The organism is Pseudomonas sp. ICMP 10191, from assembly GCF_001467335.1.
Classification (GTDB): Bacteria; Pseudomonadota; Gammaproteobacteria; order Pseudomonadales; family Pseudomonadaceae; genus Aquipseudomonas; species Aquipseudomonas cerasi.
The window spans coordinates 250136-267677 of the sequence record NZ_LKGW01000135.1 but is presented as its reverse complement, the minus strand read 5'-3'; the positions used below and the strand labels follow the sequence as shown (position 1 = coordinate 267677).

The following is a 17542-nucleotide window of genomic DNA, read 5'->3' as shown; positions in this document are numbered from 1 at the left end:
ATCCTGTGGGAGCGAGCTTGCTCGCGAAGGCGTATTAACGGATCACAGATTTCCAGCGGCTCCCCCGACCTCTTCGTGAGCAAGCTCCCCACAGGTCCATTCAGTGAGGACTAAAGACGGCTGATCAATCCAGGCCCAACGCCTCCAGCACTGCATCCACACCCCAGAACAGCCTATCAGCGTCAGGCAACTGCGGGCGTTTGAGGATCAGGACGGGCAGGCCGCGTTCGCGGGCGACGTCGAGCTTGGGTTCGGTGGAGCTGCTGCCGCTGTTTTTGCTGATCAGTACGTCGATGCGGCGTTGTTCGAACAACTGGCGCTCGTCTTCCAGCATGAACGGGCCACGTGCGCCGATCACTTCGCAGCGTTGGTTGCCGGGGTAGTCGTCCAGTGCCCGGAGTGTCCAGAACTGGTGCGGCGGGATTTCGTTCAGGTGCTGCAAGGGCTCGCGACCCAGCGTGAACAACGGGCGCTTGAACGGGAGCAGGGCAGTGGCCAGTTCTGACCAGTCAGCCACTTCGCGCCAGTCGTCCTCTGGACCTGCCTGCCACGCGGTGCGGCGCAAGGCCCAGCAGGGAATGCCGGCCAGCCTGGCCGCTCGCGCTGCGTTGTGGCTGATCTGTGCGGCGTACGGGTGGGTGGCGTCCAGCAGCAAGTCGACGCCCTGTTCGCCCATGTACTGCGCCATCCCCTCGGCGCCGCCATAACCGCCGACCTTCAATTGGCAGGCCAGGTCAGACGGCACCCGGCCCACGCCCGCGAGGCTGTAGATGTGCTCAGGCCCGAGCTTCCGCGCAATCGCCAAGGCCTCGGTAATGCCGCCCAGCAGCAGGATGCGTTTCATGTCGCTTCTCTCTGTAAATCAACGCCAGCCTGACCCACCAGTCCGCCCTGACGGTCAATGGCGAAAACCTCCACCTGAACGCTCGCAGGCACGATGCTGCGCGCGAAACTCAGCGCGTGGCGACACACTTCGTCACCCAGTGGCACACCTGCCGCAGCGCTCATCGCCAGCGCTTGCTGACTGGTGTTGGCTTCAAGGATCCGTTGTTGCAGGCCTGCATCCGCGCCGACCTGCGCAGCCCAGTGCGCCAGTTGCGGCAGGTCGATGCTGGAATGGCGGCTGTGCAGGTCCATATGGCCGGCGGCCAGCTTGCTGATCTTGCCGAAGCCTCCGCACACGCTCAACTTATCCACAGGCACCTTGCGCAAGTGCTTGAGCACCGCACCGACAAAGTCGCCCATCTCGATCAGGGCGATATCGGGGATTTTATAGACGCGGCGCATGGTGTCTTCGCTGGCATTGCCGGTGCAGGCGGCGATATGCCGATAGCCGTTGGTGGTGGCGACGTCGATGCCCTGATGGATCGAGGCGATATAGGCCGCGCAGGAGAACGGCCGGACAATCCCGCTGGTGCCGAGAATCGACAGTCCGCCGAGAATGCCCAGGCGCGGGTTCATGGTCTTGAGCGCCAGCGCCTCGCCGCCCTCGACGCCGATCGTGACTTCGAATCCGCCGCTGTAGCCTTGTTCTTCGGCCAGCCGAAGCAGATGCTCGGTCATCATGCGCCGGGGCACCGGGTTGATGGCCGGCTCACCGACTGCCAGCACCAGCCCGGGGCGGGTCACGGTGCCGACGCCTGCACCCGCCACGAAGCGCACGCCTGCTGCCGCCTGTAGCCTGACGCGGGCAAATACCAGCGCGCCGTGGGTGACATCCGGATCGTCGCCTGCATCCTTGAGCGTTGCAGCTTCCGCGAAGTCATCCACAAGCCGGCAGAATTCCAGGCGCATCTGTACCTGTTTGCCCTTGGGCAGAACGATGTCCACCGCATCGCTGATCTGCCCACAGAGCAACAGCCGCGCGGCTGCGAGGCTGGTTGCGGTCGCACAACTGCCAGTGGTCAGGCCGCTGCGCAGTGGCGCAGGCTGTTCGGCGGTTTCTTCGCGCATCAGGGTTTGACTACGTCCAGCAGGGTGATCGGCAACGCCTGACGCCACGTGTCGAATTCGCCAAGGGGTTGTGCATGGGCGACGTGGATACGGGTCAGCTCGCCGCCATGCCGTTCGCGCCAGGCCATCAAGGCCGTTTCGCTTTGCAGGGTGACCGCATTGGCGACCAGTCGGCCGCCCGGACGCAGTTGTTCCCAGCAGGTTTCCAGCACGCCGACACGCGTCACGCCACCGCCGATGAAGATCGCATCCGGGCGTTCCAGACCGCTCAGGGCCTGAGGCGCGCTGCCCCGCACCAATTGCAGGCCGGGCACGCCGAGTGCGTCGCGGTTGAATTCGATCAGTTGCTGGCGGCCTTCATCGGCTTCGATAGCCATCGCCCTGCAGGTCGGGTGCGCGCGCATCCATTCGACGCCGATGGAGCCGCAACCCGCGCCGACATCCCACAACAGTTCGCCCGGCAGCGGTGCAAGGCGGGCGAGGGTGATGGCGCGCACGTCGCGCTTGGTAAGCTGGCCGTCATGTTCGAACGCGCTGTCCGGCAAACCTGAAATGGGGCTCAGACGGATGGCGCTGGCGTCGGCACGACAGTCGATGGCAACCAGGTTCAGCGCGGCGATCTCGGGGTTGCCCCACTCGCTGGCCAGTCCTTCGACGCGCCGCTCGGCTTCGCCACCCAGATGTTCCAGGACGGTCATGCGGCTTGGACCAAAGCCGCGTTCGCGCAACAAACCGGCAATCAGGGCGGGGCTGCTGCCGTCGTTACTCAACACCAGCAGACGCATGCCATGGTGGACGTGTGCGTTCAGCGCGGCCACCGGCCGGGCAACCACCGACAGGGTGACGACGTCCTGCAGCGGCCAGCCGAGGCGGGCGGCGGCCAGAGAGTAAGAGGAGGGCGCGGGCAGAATGCGCATTTCGTCAATGCTGACCACGCGTGCGAGACTGGCGCCGACGCCGAACATCATCGGGTCGCCACTGGCCAGCACGCAGATCTCGGCACCCCGCTGCTCGAGCACCGGGTTCAACGAGAAAGGACTCGGCCACGCACGTCGTTCGGCGCGAATGCACGGCGGCAGCAACGCCAGCTGACGCGGGCCGCCGAACACCTGATCAGCGTGCAGCAGAGCGTGTCTGGCGTTCTTGCCGAGCCCTTTGTAACCGTCTTCTCCGATTCCCACGACTGTCAGCCACGGTGACATGTACCTACCTCAATCCGAACTTCCGACAGAGCGCCTTTTCATGCCTGCGGACAAAGCAGGCATAATACCGCGCCCGACGGGGTACAAGTGCTCTAATCAACGTCCGTTTCCAGCCAGTTCACATCGGGTGACCCATTGAACGAGCAGCAGTCCGCTCGCACATCCTCTGCAACGCTACGCCCCTCGGCCTGCCCGGGGTTGCTGCGTATCGTCCCGGCACTGGACGGCGGGATCTGCCGGATCAAGCTGGCGGGCGGGGTGATCACCCGTGCGCAGGCCATGGCCGTTGCCGAGGCCGCGAGCACGTATGCACAGGGTGTTATCGAAGCCACCAACCGCGCCAATTTGCAGATTCGCGGCATTGGTGCCAATCACGACGGGTTGATCGGCGCCTTGATGGCGGCAGGGCTCGGCCCCGCCAACCCGGCCAGCGACGATGTGCGCAACCTGATGCTCAGCCCGACGGCCGGGCTGGACCCGCAGATGCTCTTCGATGCCCGGCCGCTGGCGGCGCAGATTCTCGACGCGCTGGAACATCACCCGCGTTTTCATGAGCTGTCCCCCAAGTTTGCCTTGTCGCTGGACGCTGGTGAAGCGCTGGTCATGCTCGAACACCCGCATGACGTGTGGCTGTCGGCGCTGAAAGTCGATGGCGAAGTGTTGCTGGCGTTCGGGCTGGCCGGCTGCCCGGCCCATGACCGACCGCTGGCGGCTGTCCCTGTGGCCGAGGGGAAGACGCTGGTTGTCGCACTGCTGGAGCTGTTTCTCGACCTTGCCCGTCCCGAGCACACCCGGATGCGACACCTGCTGGCCGAGGTTTCGACCGACGATATGCTGCGCGAGCTGTCGACCCGGTCCGGCTGCACAGTGCGGACCGATAAGGCGATCACCGATTGGCAGCGTCCGGCCATTCAAGGCATTCGCCACATTGGTGTTTATCCACAGGCCCAGCCGAATCGGGTGGCGGTGGGCGCTGCAGTACCGTTGGGGCGTCTCGATGCGGCGATGCTTTCCAGTGTGGCGCAACTGGCGGCGGATCAGGGCGACGGCACGCTGCGCCTGACGCCCTGGCAAAGCCTGTTGTTGCCGAACGTGCCGGTCGAGCGCGCCGCGGCGGTGCTGGACGCGTTGCAGGCATCGGGATTCGTCGCGGCGGCCGAGCAACCACTGGCGCAGATGCTCGCCTGTACCGGTTCTGCCGGGTGCGCCAAGGGGCTGGCCGATACCAAGTCCGACGCCCTGCAACTGGCTGCCGGGCTGGCTACCGGCCAGGCTGTGCACGTGAGCGGCTGCACGCGTTCCTGCGCTGCCGCTCACGTAGCGCCAGTAACCTTGCTGGCTGTCGCGCCGGGCCGTTACGATCTTTATTTTCGCGATGCAGCGCATGCCGGTTTCGGCGTGCTGCGCGCGCGCAACCTTACTATTGAAGCAGTCGGCGCGCAGTTGAACGCCGGCTCACGGAGCAACATGCATGATTGATTACATCCGCGATGGTCAGGAGATATATCGCAACTCTTTCTCGATCATTCGCGCCGAAGCGCGTCTTGACACGATCCCTGCCGACCTGGAAAAACTCGCCGTGCGCGTGATCCATGCCTGCGGGATGGTCGAAGTCATCGAAGACCTGCGCTTCTCGCCGGGTGCCGGTACTGCCGGGCGCAACGCTCTGGCCGCCGGAGCGCCGATCCTGTGCGATGCGCGCATGGTCTCCGAAGGCATCACTCGCACCCGTCTGCCCGCCAATAATCCGATCATCTGCACCTTGCATGATGAAGGCGTGCGGGAAATGGCCCTGGAGCTGGGCAATACGCGTTCTGCGGTGGCGCTTGAGCTGTGGCGTCCGCACCTGGAAGGCAGCGTGGTGGTCATCGGCAACGCGCCGACCGCGCTGTTCTATCTGTTGGAAATGCTCGATGCCGGTGCGCCGAAGCCTGCACTGATTCTCGGCTTTCCGGTCGGCTTTGTCGGCGCCGCCGAGTCCAAGGCGATGCTTGCCGCCGATAGCCGCGGTGTGCCGTTCGTGATCATGCAGGGCCGCCGTGGCGGCAGCGCCATGGCCGTGGCCGCAGTCAACGCACTGGCCACGGAGATCGAATGATGCAGGCACGCGGTCGATTGATTGGCCTGGGCGTAGGTCCCGGCGACCCGGAGCTGATCACTGTCAAAGCCCTGCGTCTGCTGCGCGAGTCGCCGGTGGTGGCGTATTTCGTGGCCAAGGGCAAAAAGGGCAACGCATTCGGCATCATCGAAGCGCATCTGCAGGACGTTCAGACCCTGATGCCGCTGGTCTACCCGGTGACCACTGAGGCATTGCCGCCGACACTGTCCTACGAAAAGCTCATCAGCGACTTCTACGACGAATCCAGCCGGCACATTGCCGCGCACCTGGACGCCGGACGTGACGTGGCGGTGATCTGCGAAGGCGATCCGTTTTTCTATGGCTCCTACATGTACCTGCACGATCGTCTGGCCGAGCGCTACGAGGCCGAAGTGATCCCGGGTGTGTGCTCGATGCTCGGTGGCGCTTCGGTGCTGGGCGCGCCGCTGGTGTATCGCAACCAGAGCCTGTCAGTGCTGTCCGGCGTGCTGTCCCACGACGACCTGAAACGCAAGCTGGCCGACGCCGACGCGGCGGTGATCATGAAACTGGGGCGCAATTTCCACAAGGTTCGCGAGGTGCTGACCGAACTGGGGATGGCCGGGCGTGCGCTGTATGTTGAGCGCGCCACGATGAGCAACCAGAAAATCGTCCCGCTGGACCAGGTCGACCCGATGTCTTCGCCGTATTTTTCGCTGATTATCGTCCCTGGCGACAGGTGGCAAGGCTGATGACCTCCATGACCCCGGCCATCGTCATTCTCGGCAATGGCAGCCTTGCCACCGCGCGGCGCATTCAACAGCTGTTCCCCGATGCGCTGATTCATGGCCTGGCCGAGCGCGTGCAGGGGGCCGACCGCACTTACAGCGAGTTCGGCGCGACGCTGCGCCAGCTGTATCAACAGAACACACCGATCATCGCCCTTTGCGCAGCCGGTATCGTTATTCGCACCCTGGCCGCCGTGCTGCTGGAGAAGGGCGCCGAACCGCCAGTGCTCGCCGTGGCCGAAGACGGCAGCGCCGTAGTGCCGCTGCTTGGCGGCCTTGGCGGGGTGAATGTCCTGGCGCGCAGCATCGCCAGCGGGCTTGGCGTTGCGCCAGCGATCACCACCAGCGGCGAGCTGCGTTTCGGCACCTGTCTGCTCAACCCGCCAAGCGGCTATGCGCTGGGCGATCTGGAGCTGGGCAAGCGTTTCGTTTCCGACCTGCTGTCCGGCGAACCTGTACGCATCGAGGGCGAAGCCCCTTGGCTGGCCCAGGCGCAACTGCCCGAAGACCCACAGGCCGCGCTGGCCATTCATGTTGGCAGTACCCTGCGCGAGCCGTCACCCCATGAATTGCTGATCTACCCGCGTAACGTGCTGGTGGCGGTGACTGACCTCAGTGACGAACTGGCTGAGCACGTGCGCTCGGCCCTGCGCGAGGTACGTATTGCCGGGCAGTCCTTGGCGTGCCTGTTGGCTGCCGAGGAGCAGATGGCCAATCCGCACCTGCACAAGGCTGCCGCCGAGCTGGACGTTGCGGTGCGATTCGTCAGCGCCGCTGCGGCCAGCGAGATGGCCATGAAGGCTGTGCCGCAGCTGTTGCCACCGCTCTGCGTCGACGCCCACACCGCGATTGCTGTCGCGGCGCAACCGCTGGAGGTGCAGAGTATCGGCCGCGGGCGTGGCCGCGTTGCCGTCATTGGTCTGGGCCCTGGCGCAGCAGACCTGATGGTGCCTGCGGTCAAGGCCGAACTGGCACGTGCCAATGATGTGCTGGGCTATGAAACCTACGTGCGGATGGCAGGGCCGTTTCGTGCCGATCAGGTACTGCACTGCACTGACAATCGCGAAGAAATGCAGCGTGCCCGGCATGCCTTCGAGCTGGCTGCTCAAGGCCGTTCGGTGGTCGTGGTGTCGTCCGGTGATCCGGGAGTGTTCGCCATGGCTTCAGCGGTGCTTGAGGCGTTGCATGAGTCGGATAATCCTCACTGGCATGCGGTCGAGCTGGAGATTCTGCCGGGTGTCTCGGCTTCTCTGGCAACCGCCGCTCAGGCTGGTGCGCCGCTGGGGCATGATTTCTGCGTGCTGTCGCTGTCCGACAACCTCAAGCCCTGGGACATCATCGAAAAGCGTCTGGACCTCGCCTGTCAGGCCGATCTGGCGCTGGCATTCTACAACCCGATATCTCGCTCCCGACCCTGGCAACTGGGGCGTGCGCTGGAGATTGTCCGCCAGCATCGCATCCCTGCAACCCCTGTGACGCTGGGCCGCGACATCGGCCGTCCCGGGCAGACATTGAGGGTTATCACGCTGGGCGAATTGACACCGGAGCAGGTGGACATGCGCACCATGGTGTTGATCGGCTCCTCCCTGACGTGCACCTTTGCGCGCCACGGAGGCGGCAACTGGGTCTATACGCCGCGTTGGTACGGCAACAAGCCTACAGGTTGAGCGCACACGCGTGTCATACCTGCTGCCATTTATCGTGGGAAAGTGCTGAAGTGGCGATGTCACTTCAAGCCTGTGAGCCTTTGTTTCGGCCCAGAGGCTTGAGCGAATCGGCTCTCTTCAACCGTCGTCGTCGGTAGTCCGATTCCAGAAGCCTCCCCGGAATATTCGCTCACCTGCGGTACGCCGGGAGGCAGATGGCGGGTTGAATCTGGCTCTGCGTATCGAGTTCGGCAGCCAAGTGCCCGAAAGCCACCAGAGGGCAACGGAAAGCTCCGAAAAAACCGCCTGATTTATTTCGTTAGTCTCGATTCAGTCCATCAGGACGCATGAGTTAAAGGACTAATGAAATGACACAGGACAAAACCATGAACAGCACTGACAACCTCGATTACATTGCCGCCTGCGAGCTGGCTGAATGCCCAGCTTCGTTGGGCGCATTCGCGGCCCCCGCAATCCCCGGATTGCCTCAGGCAGGTGACGTCACTGACGCACAGTCCGGCCATGAAGGTGCGGTGGTTGCAGGCAGTGTGCTGGCATTTCCCAACGGTATGTCGGCGCAGAGCAAGCAGGACGTGATGAATTCCTTTCTGTTCGCCACCCTTGTGGCCAACAAGGCGTTCAGCTCTGAAACCCAGGGCGATCAGTGGTATGACAAATTCAACGAAGTGCTTTCCAAGGTGGGCTGGCTCTCCACCCATTGGAACTATGCGCGCTACCGTGCCACCCAGCAGCGTTTCACCATGGACGAAGTCGGTCTGGAGATCCTCGGTTCGGCCATTGCAGCTGCCGCGTTACCCGGGCCTGCATCGCTGCTGATGCTCAAAGTGGCTGCAGATGCCGTCGCCGCGCTGCAGGCCAGGAAAGAACCCCTGCGCCTGTTCGAGAGCCAGACCAAGGCACACCGTGGCGGTAGCTTCCGTATCGCCTCCTGTATCGAATCCGGGGACAGCATCGTCAGTCTGGCCATGGCGGCAGTCAGCTTTCAGGCCGACAGTGACGTCACCAATGTGCTGTTCTGGGAATGGCAGGGCACCAGTGTCCAGACCTGGAAGGGCGAGCACAACCTGTTGCTCAACACGGACCTGTATGCGCGCTATCGCAAGCTGATCGAGCAACGGCTTGGCGACAATGTCAGTAATGCGATTGCAGAGTACGAAATCTGATCGGAGTGTTGGCGGAGGCGCGGACTGCCTCCGCTTTCGGGATAAAAGGAATTCTCCCATGAAGCAGGAATTGGATGCCGTAGTCGTCAATGCGGGCTGTTTGATGTTTTTCCCCGAGCCGCAGCGGGTCGCCCTGAAAAATGATGTGCTGGACTCGATGCTGTACGTGCAGCTGGCCGCATCGAAACAACACTCGAAGTTTGCCGAACCCGAAAAATGGAATGAAACCCGTCTCACCGCTGCGCAGCGTTTCGGCTGGCTGCCGAGCGCCAGCGAACATATCAGCCAGCCTTTGCCTGAAGACTCCGCTGAAACAGTGTGGAGTTGCATGGTGCGTGCGCTTGTACCGTGGGTGTCAGCCGAGACGCTCCTGCGTGCGGAGGCGTTCATGCGCAGGGCAGGCAGCCAGTCCGTCGCGAGCGAAGCGCTTCATCTGTTGCGCAGTCAGACGGTACAGAGCGGTTTGAATCACTCGGGAAAATTGCAGGTCAGCGTAGTTCTGCAACTGGCTTTCGTCGACACCCGACAGAAGCTCAAGCTGGTGCAGCTTCAATTCACCACACGTCAGCCGTTGTCATCCGGGTTTCTTTTCGAGGTCATCGAGTCGAAGAGTGTCTACGGCAACATCGCTGTGACTGTCCATGCAATGCAACTGTTTGAACAGGTCTATTCGCAGTTTCGCGATGGCATCGACACCGCGCTGTCGAGCAAGCGTGCGTGCCTGATCATGCCGCTCGGGGGCAGTCCCGATGTCTGATCCGGATGAAACTCTACTGACGGGTGCCAGCGTGCTGTCCTTCGCCCGCAATGTCGAACCTGATTTGCGCCAGGACATAATGGATTGTCTGCACCATGCCCGACTGGTCGCAGATGATCGCCATTCTTCCAGAGTGAACTGGCGTGCATGGCTGGATGCTTACCAGCGCTCGATTGCCGCCACAGGCGGTTCGCGGAGCGCCGGGATCAACGATGCCCGATTGAAAATCCACAGTTTCAGTGACATTGGAAAACTGCAGCTATCCGTGGTCGATAACGCTGGCGAGCTTCGCCAACTCTACCGCAGTTCGCTCGACAGGCTATTGAGCAGTGATCATGCGACGAGTTTTTTCAGCAGCTGGTTTACGTCCGGGCGCTCAGAAAGCTTTCAGCTCATGCCCTGTGCAATGCGCAATAAGGACGAGGTGTCGATCCTTCTGTGCAGCCTGCAGATGACCACCCTGGCGCTGCGGCCCGCGCGTTATTTCTGGCAGATATTGGGCGGCGAGATGCAGGTGCGTGCCGTCAGTACTGCGTTCCGCTTCAGTCGCCAGAGTTTCGAGCCTTTTCGCCAGACGGTGCAGGACGCCCTGGCTGATCGTGCTGCAGCCGAAATCATCAGTCTTTAGCAACCTGGATAAGCCCATGGAAGGGAGTAACGCAAATGAATGCAGACACAGGTAACGCGGCCTATCTGGGCACTATCGCCAGTATGGTCGCGTTTTTGCCCGGGCTTTCGAACGAAGAGCGCACGGATGTTCAGAACGTTCTTCTGGACGCCCAGTTGTTCGCGGGCAGGCAGTTTGATTTCAAAACCCAGTGGGGGACCTGGATGTATTACTACCGCAGCCGCCTCAAGGCGCGCGGTATACAGCAAAAGGGCGTGGTCCTTGGGGACTCGCTGGTGGTGAGCAGTGTCGACGATTTATTGCAGGCCACGTTCAAGGTCAGTCATCCTGCGGATCGTAAGCGTCTTGGCGACATGGTGCAGCGTGCGGTTGCTGCAATGGGGGTAGGCCAGGCAGCAGAGTCGTACTTTCAGCGCGGCTTCGACCAGGGACGTCTGGGCAGTTTTCAGATCGTACCCTGCGAAAAGTATGAACTTGGCCGGATGCTCCTGTTGCTTTGCAGTCTGCACCTGAGTGTGGACGACCATGCGCCAGGAAGGCGAAGACTGCTGTTTCACTTCAAGGGCGGCAGTTACATCTTTGACAGCAAGGTGTATGCCGCTCATCGTGACGCGGTGATGCGTTATCTGGACGGCAGGGCGCAAGGCATGGTGCGGGCTGCAAGTATCTGAGTTCTGTCAGGGCAGCAGGTAGCCCCTGATGCCGGTGAAAATGATTTGCGCGGCCAGTGCACAGACGAACAGTCCCATCAAACGGCTGACAATCTGCAAACCCTGATCGCCGAGGATGCGTTCGATACGGTTGGAGAGGTAAAGCACGACGCCGACGGTCAGACTGGCCAGCGCAATACTCAGAATGGCGGTGAGTTTGTCGTCCCAGTGGGGCTGACTGACGCCCATGACCAGCAGCGCACCGATCGTACCGGGGCCGACGGTCAGCGGGATGGTCAGAGGAACGATGGTCACATCCTGCTGGATATTGTCGGTCTGGACCGCCGACTTGCCCTGGGCCATGCCCAGTGCCGAGATGAACAGCACGCTGCCAGCCCCAATCCTGAATGCATCGACCGTGATGCCGAATACATCGAAAATCACGCGCCCGAACAGATACAGCAAGACGCTGGAAACCAGTGTCGCCAGTGCCACCTTCCAGGCCAGGCGCCGCTGTTCCTTGCGCGAGTGACCACGCGTCAGGCTGATGAAGCAGGAAAGAACGAAAAACGGGCTGTAAAGCACCAGCATTTTCAGATAGACGCTGAACAACACGTGAAGCATGGCTTCGACTCACAGCAGCAGGTGGATGGCATCGGCAGTCTATCAGGCCACAGGCCTTTCCCGTCGCCGTCAGTTTTGCCGATAGTGCTCGCCGTCCGACGTCAGCCCACGGGCCTTGTCACGGTGCGCCACCCAGTGCTCGACCAGTTCGCGCAACTGCGACAGTTCGATGGGCTTGGCCATGTGGCCGTCCATGCCAGCCTGGCGTGCGCGGTCTTTATGCTCGGTGAGAATATGCGCGGTCAGTGCAACGACCGGGGTGCGTACACGCTGATTGCCGACTTCCCAGGCGCGCAATTGCTCGGTGGCCGAGAAGCCGTCGAGTATCGGCATCTCGCAGTCCATCAGCACCAGATCATAACGCTGCGCTTTCATGGCTCGCAGCGCTTCTTCGCCATTGCTCGCGGTATCGGGGTTGAGGTTGAGCTTGCCGAGCATGCCGCGGATGACCTTGGTCGAAATGCTGTTGTCTTCGGCCACCAGAATACGGAAGTCGCCGGGGACGCTGACCGGCGGCGTCACGACCGGGCCGGGCTTGTTCGACACGACACCCTTGTTCAACTGGGTCAGTTCATCTGCCAGCGTGGTCTTGAGCGTATAGCCCGCCACCGGTTTGGCCAGAATGCGCTTGATGCCGCAGTTGCGCGCGATGATCTTGCTGGGTGCATTGCTGATGCCGGTCAGCATGATCAACAGTATGTCGTGATTCAGGCTCGGGTCTTCCTTGATCTTGGCGGCCAGTTGCATACCGGTCATGCCCGGCATGTTCTGATCGAGCAGGACCACATCGAAATAGTCGCGCAGGTGCGCCTTGGTCCTGAGCAAGGCCAGTGCCTCCTTGCCGGATGCCACTGCACTGACATTCAGGCCCCAGGCACTGCATTGCTGAACCAGCACTTTGCGGCATGTGTCGTTGTCATCGACCACCAGCACCCTGGCATCTTTGAGCGGGCTGTCCAGATCAATGGTCGGCTGTTCGAGCAGCTTGGCGTCCAGAGGCAGGTTCAACCACAGCGTATTGCCTTGCGCGCCATTGTTCTGAATGCCGAATTCGCCATCCATCAGTACGATCAACTGACGAGCGATCACCAGTCCCAGATGACCGCCGAGCCGGCTGCTGGCCAGGAAGTTCCGGCTGTGCAGTTCGGCGTGCAGCAGTTCTTCACGTTCTTCGTCGGAAAGCGTTTCGCCGCTGTCCTGAACCGAAATGCGCAGCCGCGTATTCCCGCTTTTCGAGGACTCAAGGGCGACTGCCAGCAGAATCTCACCTTCGTCGGTCTTCTTCAGGGCATTTTCCAGCAGGCTCAGCAGTGTCTGGCGCAGGCGGGTCGGGTCACCATTGATGACACGTGGCACCTGAGGCTGGATCTGGCTGATCAGCTCGACCTGTTGCTGTTCGGCCTTGGCGCGGAAGATATTCAGGCAGTCCTCGACCAGCGCGCCGATGTCGAACTGCACGTCGTCCAGTTCGATCTGTCCTGACTCGAGCTTGGTGATGTCGAGAATCTCGTTGATCAGCGTCAGCAGTTCGTTACCGGCACTGTGAATGGTCTGCACATAGTCGCGCTGTTTGACCGACAGCGGGGTGCCGAGCAGCAGCTCGGTCATGCCCAGCACGCCGTTCATCGGGGTGCGAATCTCGTGGCTGATCTTGGCCAGAAACTCGGCTTTGGCGTTGATTTCGGCGGTGCTGGCCGCCTGATCGCGGCTGATGCTGAAGCGGTCTTCGGTGATACTGCGATGGCGTTCGCTGAGGGCCAGGCTCATCAGCAGGCCGCTGATGCAGAACACGCTGAGCAGCGCCAGCAGCAGCCATTGCGGTGGCACCAGGCTCAGCCACAGCAGGCCGGGCAGGACCACCATGTAGCCGATATTGAAGGTGATCATTCCGAGGACAAACAGGCGCGCCGAGCGATAGCCCTTCTGCCAGTGCCACATCGACACCGCCAGAATGCTCAGTGTCGTCAGCGAGACCAGGCCGAACGTCAGGAAGTTGATCGGCAGCTTTTCGTCGAACAGCACCAGCAAGGCGCCGATCCCCATGAGCACCGCGTTGCCCAGCAACAGACGATCGAGTTTGCGGGCATTGCGATGGACGAAGAAACAGTAGGTGTAGATCAGGCCTGCGACAGCGGCCAGCAGCAGCGCCAGGTGTGCGCTCGGGGTTTGCGCGATATTCCACGGGTCGATCGGGCGGAGCAGGTTGAGGAGCAACAGCGCACTGAGCCCGAGTAACGATTCGCAGGCGGCCAGCCACAGATTGCTGCGCGACCGGGTGTGTCCGTAACGCGTCAGATTCTGCACGATCAGCATGGACAGCGCGCCAAACAGCAGTCCGAACAGCAATGGCTGGGTTTCGTTGGCGGCGCTTTCGATGGCCGGTTCAAGGGTGATGCTGGGGCGCATTTTCTGCGCAGAGACCAGTCTCAGGTAGATATCCAGCGAGGCCGAGCTTTGCGGAACCGGCAGCAGGAAATCGTTGGATGGCAGTCGCTGATCTTCAATCGGCACGTCGTTGCCCGTGCGTAGATGATCAATCTGTCGATCGCCGTCCATGACATACATGTCGGCGCTGGAAAGGTCCGGGGCGAAGATACGCAGCAATTGCTCGTGCTGGGTCGGTTGCAGGCGGTAATGCAGCCATACCGCGCTGCCGCGATCCGCTGCCGCGACCCGTTCCAGCTCGGTGGGGCTGAATTGATTCTGATAGCGCGCCGAGCGGATTTCATCCAGCGTCAGATGGGCCTTTTCGTCGAGCAGCGTCGACCAGCCTGCACCATGCTCGGCCTGCGCCGAAAGCATGAACAGCAGGGTCAGCAGTCCAACGGTTGAGGCTATGGCAATCCTGAGCCAGCGCACAATGAAATCCCTTCGTGAGTGAATGCCTGGTAAAACCGCGAATACCGGAGCAACCGGCCAGCCTCTGCTTGAAGAGGCTGGTCCGATCGATTATTCCTGGTCTTCGCCACGCTCGCGGGCAATGGCACGGTAGCCAATGTCCTTGCGGTAGAAACACCCTTGCCAGTCGACTTTTGCGGCCAGCGCATAGGCATTTTCCTGCGCGTTGCCGACGCTGTCACCCAGCGCTGTGGCACACAGTACACGACCACCGCTGGTCACGACACGCTCATCCTGCAAGGCCGTGCCTGCATGGAATATCTTGCCTTCGAGCTGTGCCGCTGCGTCCAGACCCTCGATGACCGCGCCTTTGGCGTAGTCGCCAGGATAACCGCCTGCGGCCAGCACGATACCCAGGCTGGGGCGTGGGTCCCACTGTGCTTCGATCTTGTCCAGCGCTTGCGCCAGCGCAGCCTCGACCAGCAGTACCAGGCTCGATTGCAGACGCAGCATGACCGGCTGGGTCTCCGGGTCGCCGAAGCGGCAGTTGAACTCGATGACTTTCGGGTTGCCTGCTTTATCGATCATCAAACCAGCATAGAGGAAGCCGGTGTAAACGTTACCTTCATCGGCCATACCCCTGACGGTCGGCCAGATAACCAGGTCCATGACACGTTGATGAACCTCGGCGGTGACCACCGGGGCAGGGGAGTAGGCACCCATCCCGCCGGTGTTCGGCCCGCTGTCGCCGTCGCCGACGCGCTTGTGGTCCTGGCTGGTGGCCATGGGCAGTACATTCTTGCCGTCGACCATGACAATGAAGCTGGCCTCTTCGCCATCGAGAAACTCTTCGATGACAACGCGCGAACCGGCGTCGCCAAAGGCGTTGCCAGCCAGCATGTCACGTACGGCGTCTTCGGCTTCTGCCAGGGTCATGGCGACGATCACGCCCTTGCCCGCGGCCAGGCCGTCGGCCTTGATGACAATCGGCGCGCCTTTTTCACGCAGATAGGCCAGGGCAGGCTCGATCTCGGTAAAGTTCTGGTAGTCGGCAGTAGGAATCTTGTGACGCGCCAGGAAGTCCTTGGTAAACGCCTTGGAGCCTTCAAGCTGGGCAGCGCCAGCGGTCGGGCCGAAGCAGTCCAGGCCTCGGCTGCGGAACAGGTCGACGACGCCTGCAACCAACGGTACTTCCGGGCCGACGATGGTCAGCGCAACGTTCTTTTCAGCGAAATCCGCCAGTTGCTCCAGTGCCAGAACGTCGATGGCCACGTTTTCGCATTTGGCCTCGATCGCCGTGCCCGCATTGCCCGGTGCGACAAACACCTTCTGCACGCGTGGGTCCTGAGCGACTTTCCATGCCAGGGCGTGTTCACGACCGCCGCTGCCAATGATCAAAACATTCATTTCAAAAACCTCGATGACGCTGATTCTGGAGTACGCGGTGTGCCTGGGGCGACCCAACCCGCTGTACGAGGCCGCAATGACGCAGCAGACGCCTGCGCCAGTGCGGCCGTTTTTCTGATTAGTGCCGGAAGTGACGCATACCGGTGAACACCATCGCGATGCCGGCTTCGTCTGCTGCAGCGATCACTTCGTTGTCACGCATCGAGCCGCCCGGCTGGATGACAGCGGTGATGCCGACCTTGGCCGCGTTATCGATGCCGTCACGGAACGGGAAGAAGGCATCGGAGGCCATCACGGCGCCCTGAACCTGCAGCCCGGCATGCTCAGCCTTGATGGCCGCGATACGCGCCGAGTTCACACGGCTCATCTGGCCAGCGCCGACGCCGACGGTCTGGCGGTTGCGGGCGTAGACGATGGCGTTGGACTTGACGTACTTGGCGACTTTCCAGGCGAAGATCAGGTCATGCATTTCCTGTTCTGTAGGCGCACGCTGGGTGACGACCTTGAGGTCGGCCTCGGTGATCATGCCGATGTCACGGCTCTGTACCAGCAGGCCGCCATTGACGCGTTTGTAGTCCCAGGCAGGCAGGCGCTCGCTCCACTGGCCGCTGGTCAGCAGGCGCACGTTGGCTTTGCTCGCGACGATGGCGCGGGCTTCGGCGCTGACGCTCGGGGCGATGATCACTTCGACGAACTGGCGCTCGACGATGGCCTTGGCGGTTGCAGCGTCCAGCTCGCGGTTGAAGGCGATGATGCCGCCAAATGCCGACTCGGAGTCGGTGGCATAGGCCAGTTCGTAAGCCTGGCGAATGCCGCCTTCATCGTCCGGGCAGACCGCGACACCGCACGGGTTGGCGTGCTTGACGATCACGCAGGCCGGTTTGACGAAGCTCTTGACGCATTCCAGTGCGGCATCGGTATCGGCCACGTTGTTGAACGACAGCTCCTTGCCTTGCAGCTGGGTGGCGGTGGCGATGCCGACCTCGGCAGGTTTGGCTTCGACGTAGAACGCCGCACTCTGGTGCGGGTTCTCGCCGTAGCGCATTTCCTGAGCCTTGACGAACTGGGTATTGAAGGTGCGCGGGAACTGGCTGCGGCCTTCGGTGCTCAGGGTTTCGGCAGTCTGGTCGACGCCGCCCAGGTAGTTGGCGATCATGCCGTCGTAGGCGGCGGTGTGCTCGAACGCCTTGAGCATCAGGTCGAAGCGCTGGGCGTAGGTCAGGCCACCGGCCTTGAGGCTTTCCAGAACCTGGCCGTAATCGCTGGCATTGACCACGATGGCGACGTCCTTGTGGTTCTTCGCTGCGGAACGGACCATGGTCGGGCCGCCAATGTCGATGTTTTCGATGGCGGTCGGCAGGTCGCAGCCTGGCTTGGAGACAGTGGCTTCAAACGGGTACAGATTGACCGCAACCAGATCGATCGGCTTGATGCCGTGCTCGGTCATGATGGCGTCGTCTATGCCGCGACGACCCAGAATCCCGCCATGGATCATGGGGTGCAGGGTCTTGACCCGGCCATCCATCATTTCAGCGAAGCCGGTGTAGTCGGCCACTTCGACTGCCGCGACGCCGTTGTCCTTGAGCAGCTTGAACGTACCGCCAGTGGAAAGAATCTCGACGCCCAGCGCTTCAAGCTCGCGGGCAAACTCAAGGATTCCTGTCTTGTCGGATACGCTGATCAGGGCGCGGCGGATCGGCAGGCGGGTAGTCTGGTCGGTCATCTCGATTTCCATCAAAAGCAAAAGAAGTCAGCAAAAAAAAGCGACCGCGGTGCAAGGTCGCCTTT

The 17542-nt window shown here is 61.9% G+C and carries 15 protein-coding genes; 8 read left to right on the top strand and 7 right to left on the bottom strand.

Annotated features, from left to right (window positions below; translation table 11 throughout):
- Positions 1-124: 124 nt before the first annotated feature.
- The 3 genes from AO388_RS21700 to AO388_RS21690 are packed head-to-tail and all read right to left on the bottom strand — an operon-like array spanning position 125 to position 3155.
- Entirely contained in the window at positions 125-844 is a 720-nt protein-coding gene (locus AO388_RS21700; protein WP_058417088.1) for a cobalt-precorrin-6A reductase, read from the bottom strand.
- Positions 841-1953, bottom strand: coding sequence for a cobalt-precorrin-5B (C(1))-methyltransferase (locus AO388_RS21695; protein WP_044309575.1), 1113 nt, complete (start codon positions 1951-1953; stop codon positions 841-843). The genes AO388_RS21700 and AO388_RS21695 overlap by 4 nt, the downstream gene beginning before the upstream one ends.
- Positions 1953-3155 (bottom strand): bifunctional cobalt-precorrin-7 (C(5))-methyltransferase/cobalt-precorrin-6B (C(15))-methyltransferase, encoded by a 1203-nt coding sequence (locus AO388_RS21690; protein WP_058417087.1) that lies wholly within the window; start codon positions 3153-3155, stop codon positions 1953-1955. Before AO388_RS21690 ends, AO388_RS21695 begins: the two co-directional genes overlap by 1 nt.
- A 135-nt stretch (positions 3156-3290) precedes the next feature.
- On the opposite strand from AO388_RS21690, the gene cobG reads away from it, so the two are divergent.
- The 8 genes from cobG (at position 3291) to AO388_RS21650 (ending at position 10906) form a co-directional block, all read left to right on the top strand.
- Positions 3291-4634, top strand: a complete 1344-nt coding sequence (gene cobG, locus AO388_RS21685; RefSeq protein WP_083515860.1) for a precorrin-3B synthase — start codon at positions 3291-3293, stop codon at positions 4632-4634.
- On the top strand, positions 4627-5253 hold the full coding sequence (locus AO388_RS21680) for a precorrin-8X methylmutase (RefSeq protein WP_003368856.1): 627 nt from the start codon (positions 4627-4629) through the stop codon (positions 5251-5253). The genes cobG and AO388_RS21680 overlap by 8 nt, the downstream gene beginning before the upstream one ends.
- Entirely contained in the window at positions 5253-5984 is a 732-nt protein-coding gene (locus AO388_RS21675) for a precorrin-2 C(20)-methyltransferase (protein WP_003368854.1), read from the top strand. Before AO388_RS21680 ends, AO388_RS21675 begins: the two co-directional genes overlap by 1 nt.
- Positions 5984-7687, top strand: a complete 1704-nt coding sequence (cobJ, locus tag AO388_RS21670) for a precorrin-3B C(17)-methyltransferase (RefSeq protein WP_024662970.1) — start codon at positions 5984-5986, stop codon at positions 7685-7687. Before AO388_RS21675 ends, cobJ begins: the two co-directional genes overlap by 1 nt.
- A gap of 347 nt (positions 7688-8034) precedes the next feature.
- On the top strand, positions 8035-8850 hold the full coding sequence (locus tag AO388_RS21665) for a hypothetical protein (protein ID WP_024662969.1): 816 nt from the start codon (positions 8035-8037) through the stop codon (positions 8848-8850).
- 58 nt (positions 8851-8908) lie between these two features.
- On the top strand, positions 8909-9607 hold the full coding sequence (locus AO388_RS21660; RefSeq protein ID WP_024662968.1) for a hypothetical protein: 699 nt from the start codon (positions 8909-8911) through the stop codon (positions 9605-9607).
- A complete protein-coding gene (locus AO388_RS21655) occupies positions 9600-10235 on the top strand; it encodes a hypothetical protein (RefSeq protein ID WP_024662967.1) in 636 nt (211 codons plus the stop codon). Before AO388_RS21660 ends, AO388_RS21655 begins: the two co-directional genes overlap by 8 nt.
- Positions 10236-10270: 35 nt before the next feature.
- Entirely contained in the window at positions 10271-10906 is a 636-nt protein-coding gene (locus AO388_RS21650; protein WP_058417085.1) for a hypothetical protein, read from the top strand.
- A 6-nt stretch (positions 10907-10912) separates the two neighbouring features.
- On the opposite strand, the gene AO388_RS21645 is transcribed toward AO388_RS21650, so the two are convergent.
- The 4 genes from AO388_RS21645 to purH all read right to left on the bottom strand — a co-directional run bounded on the left by AO388_RS21645 (position 10913) and on the right by purH (position 17477).
- Complete coding sequence (locus AO388_RS21645) at positions 10913-11509, bottom strand: MarC family protein (RefSeq protein ID WP_003313945.1); 597 nt, start codon at positions 11507-11509, stop codon at positions 10913-10915.
- Between the two features lie 69 nt (positions 11510-11578).
- Positions 11579-14368 carry a hybrid sensor histidine kinase/response regulator RetS gene (retS, locus tag AO388_RS21640; protein ID WP_003431733.1) on the bottom strand — a complete coding sequence of 930 codons (2790 nt, stop codon included), beginning with the start codon at positions 14366-14368 and terminating at the stop codon, positions 11579-11581.
- Between the two features lie 90 nt (positions 14369-14458).
- A complete protein-coding gene (gene purD, locus AO388_RS21635; protein WP_003431732.1) occupies positions 14459-15754 on the bottom strand; it encodes a phosphoribosylamine--glycine ligase in 1296 nt (431 codons plus the stop codon).
- Between the two features lie 118 nt (positions 15755-15872).
- Complete coding sequence (gene purH / locus AO388_RS21630; RefSeq protein WP_003368841.1) at positions 15873-17477, bottom strand: bifunctional phosphoribosylaminoimidazolecarboxamide formyltransferase/IMP cyclohydrolase; 1605 nt, start codon at positions 17475-17477, stop codon at positions 15873-15875.
- Positions 17478-17542: the final 65 nt, after the last annotated feature.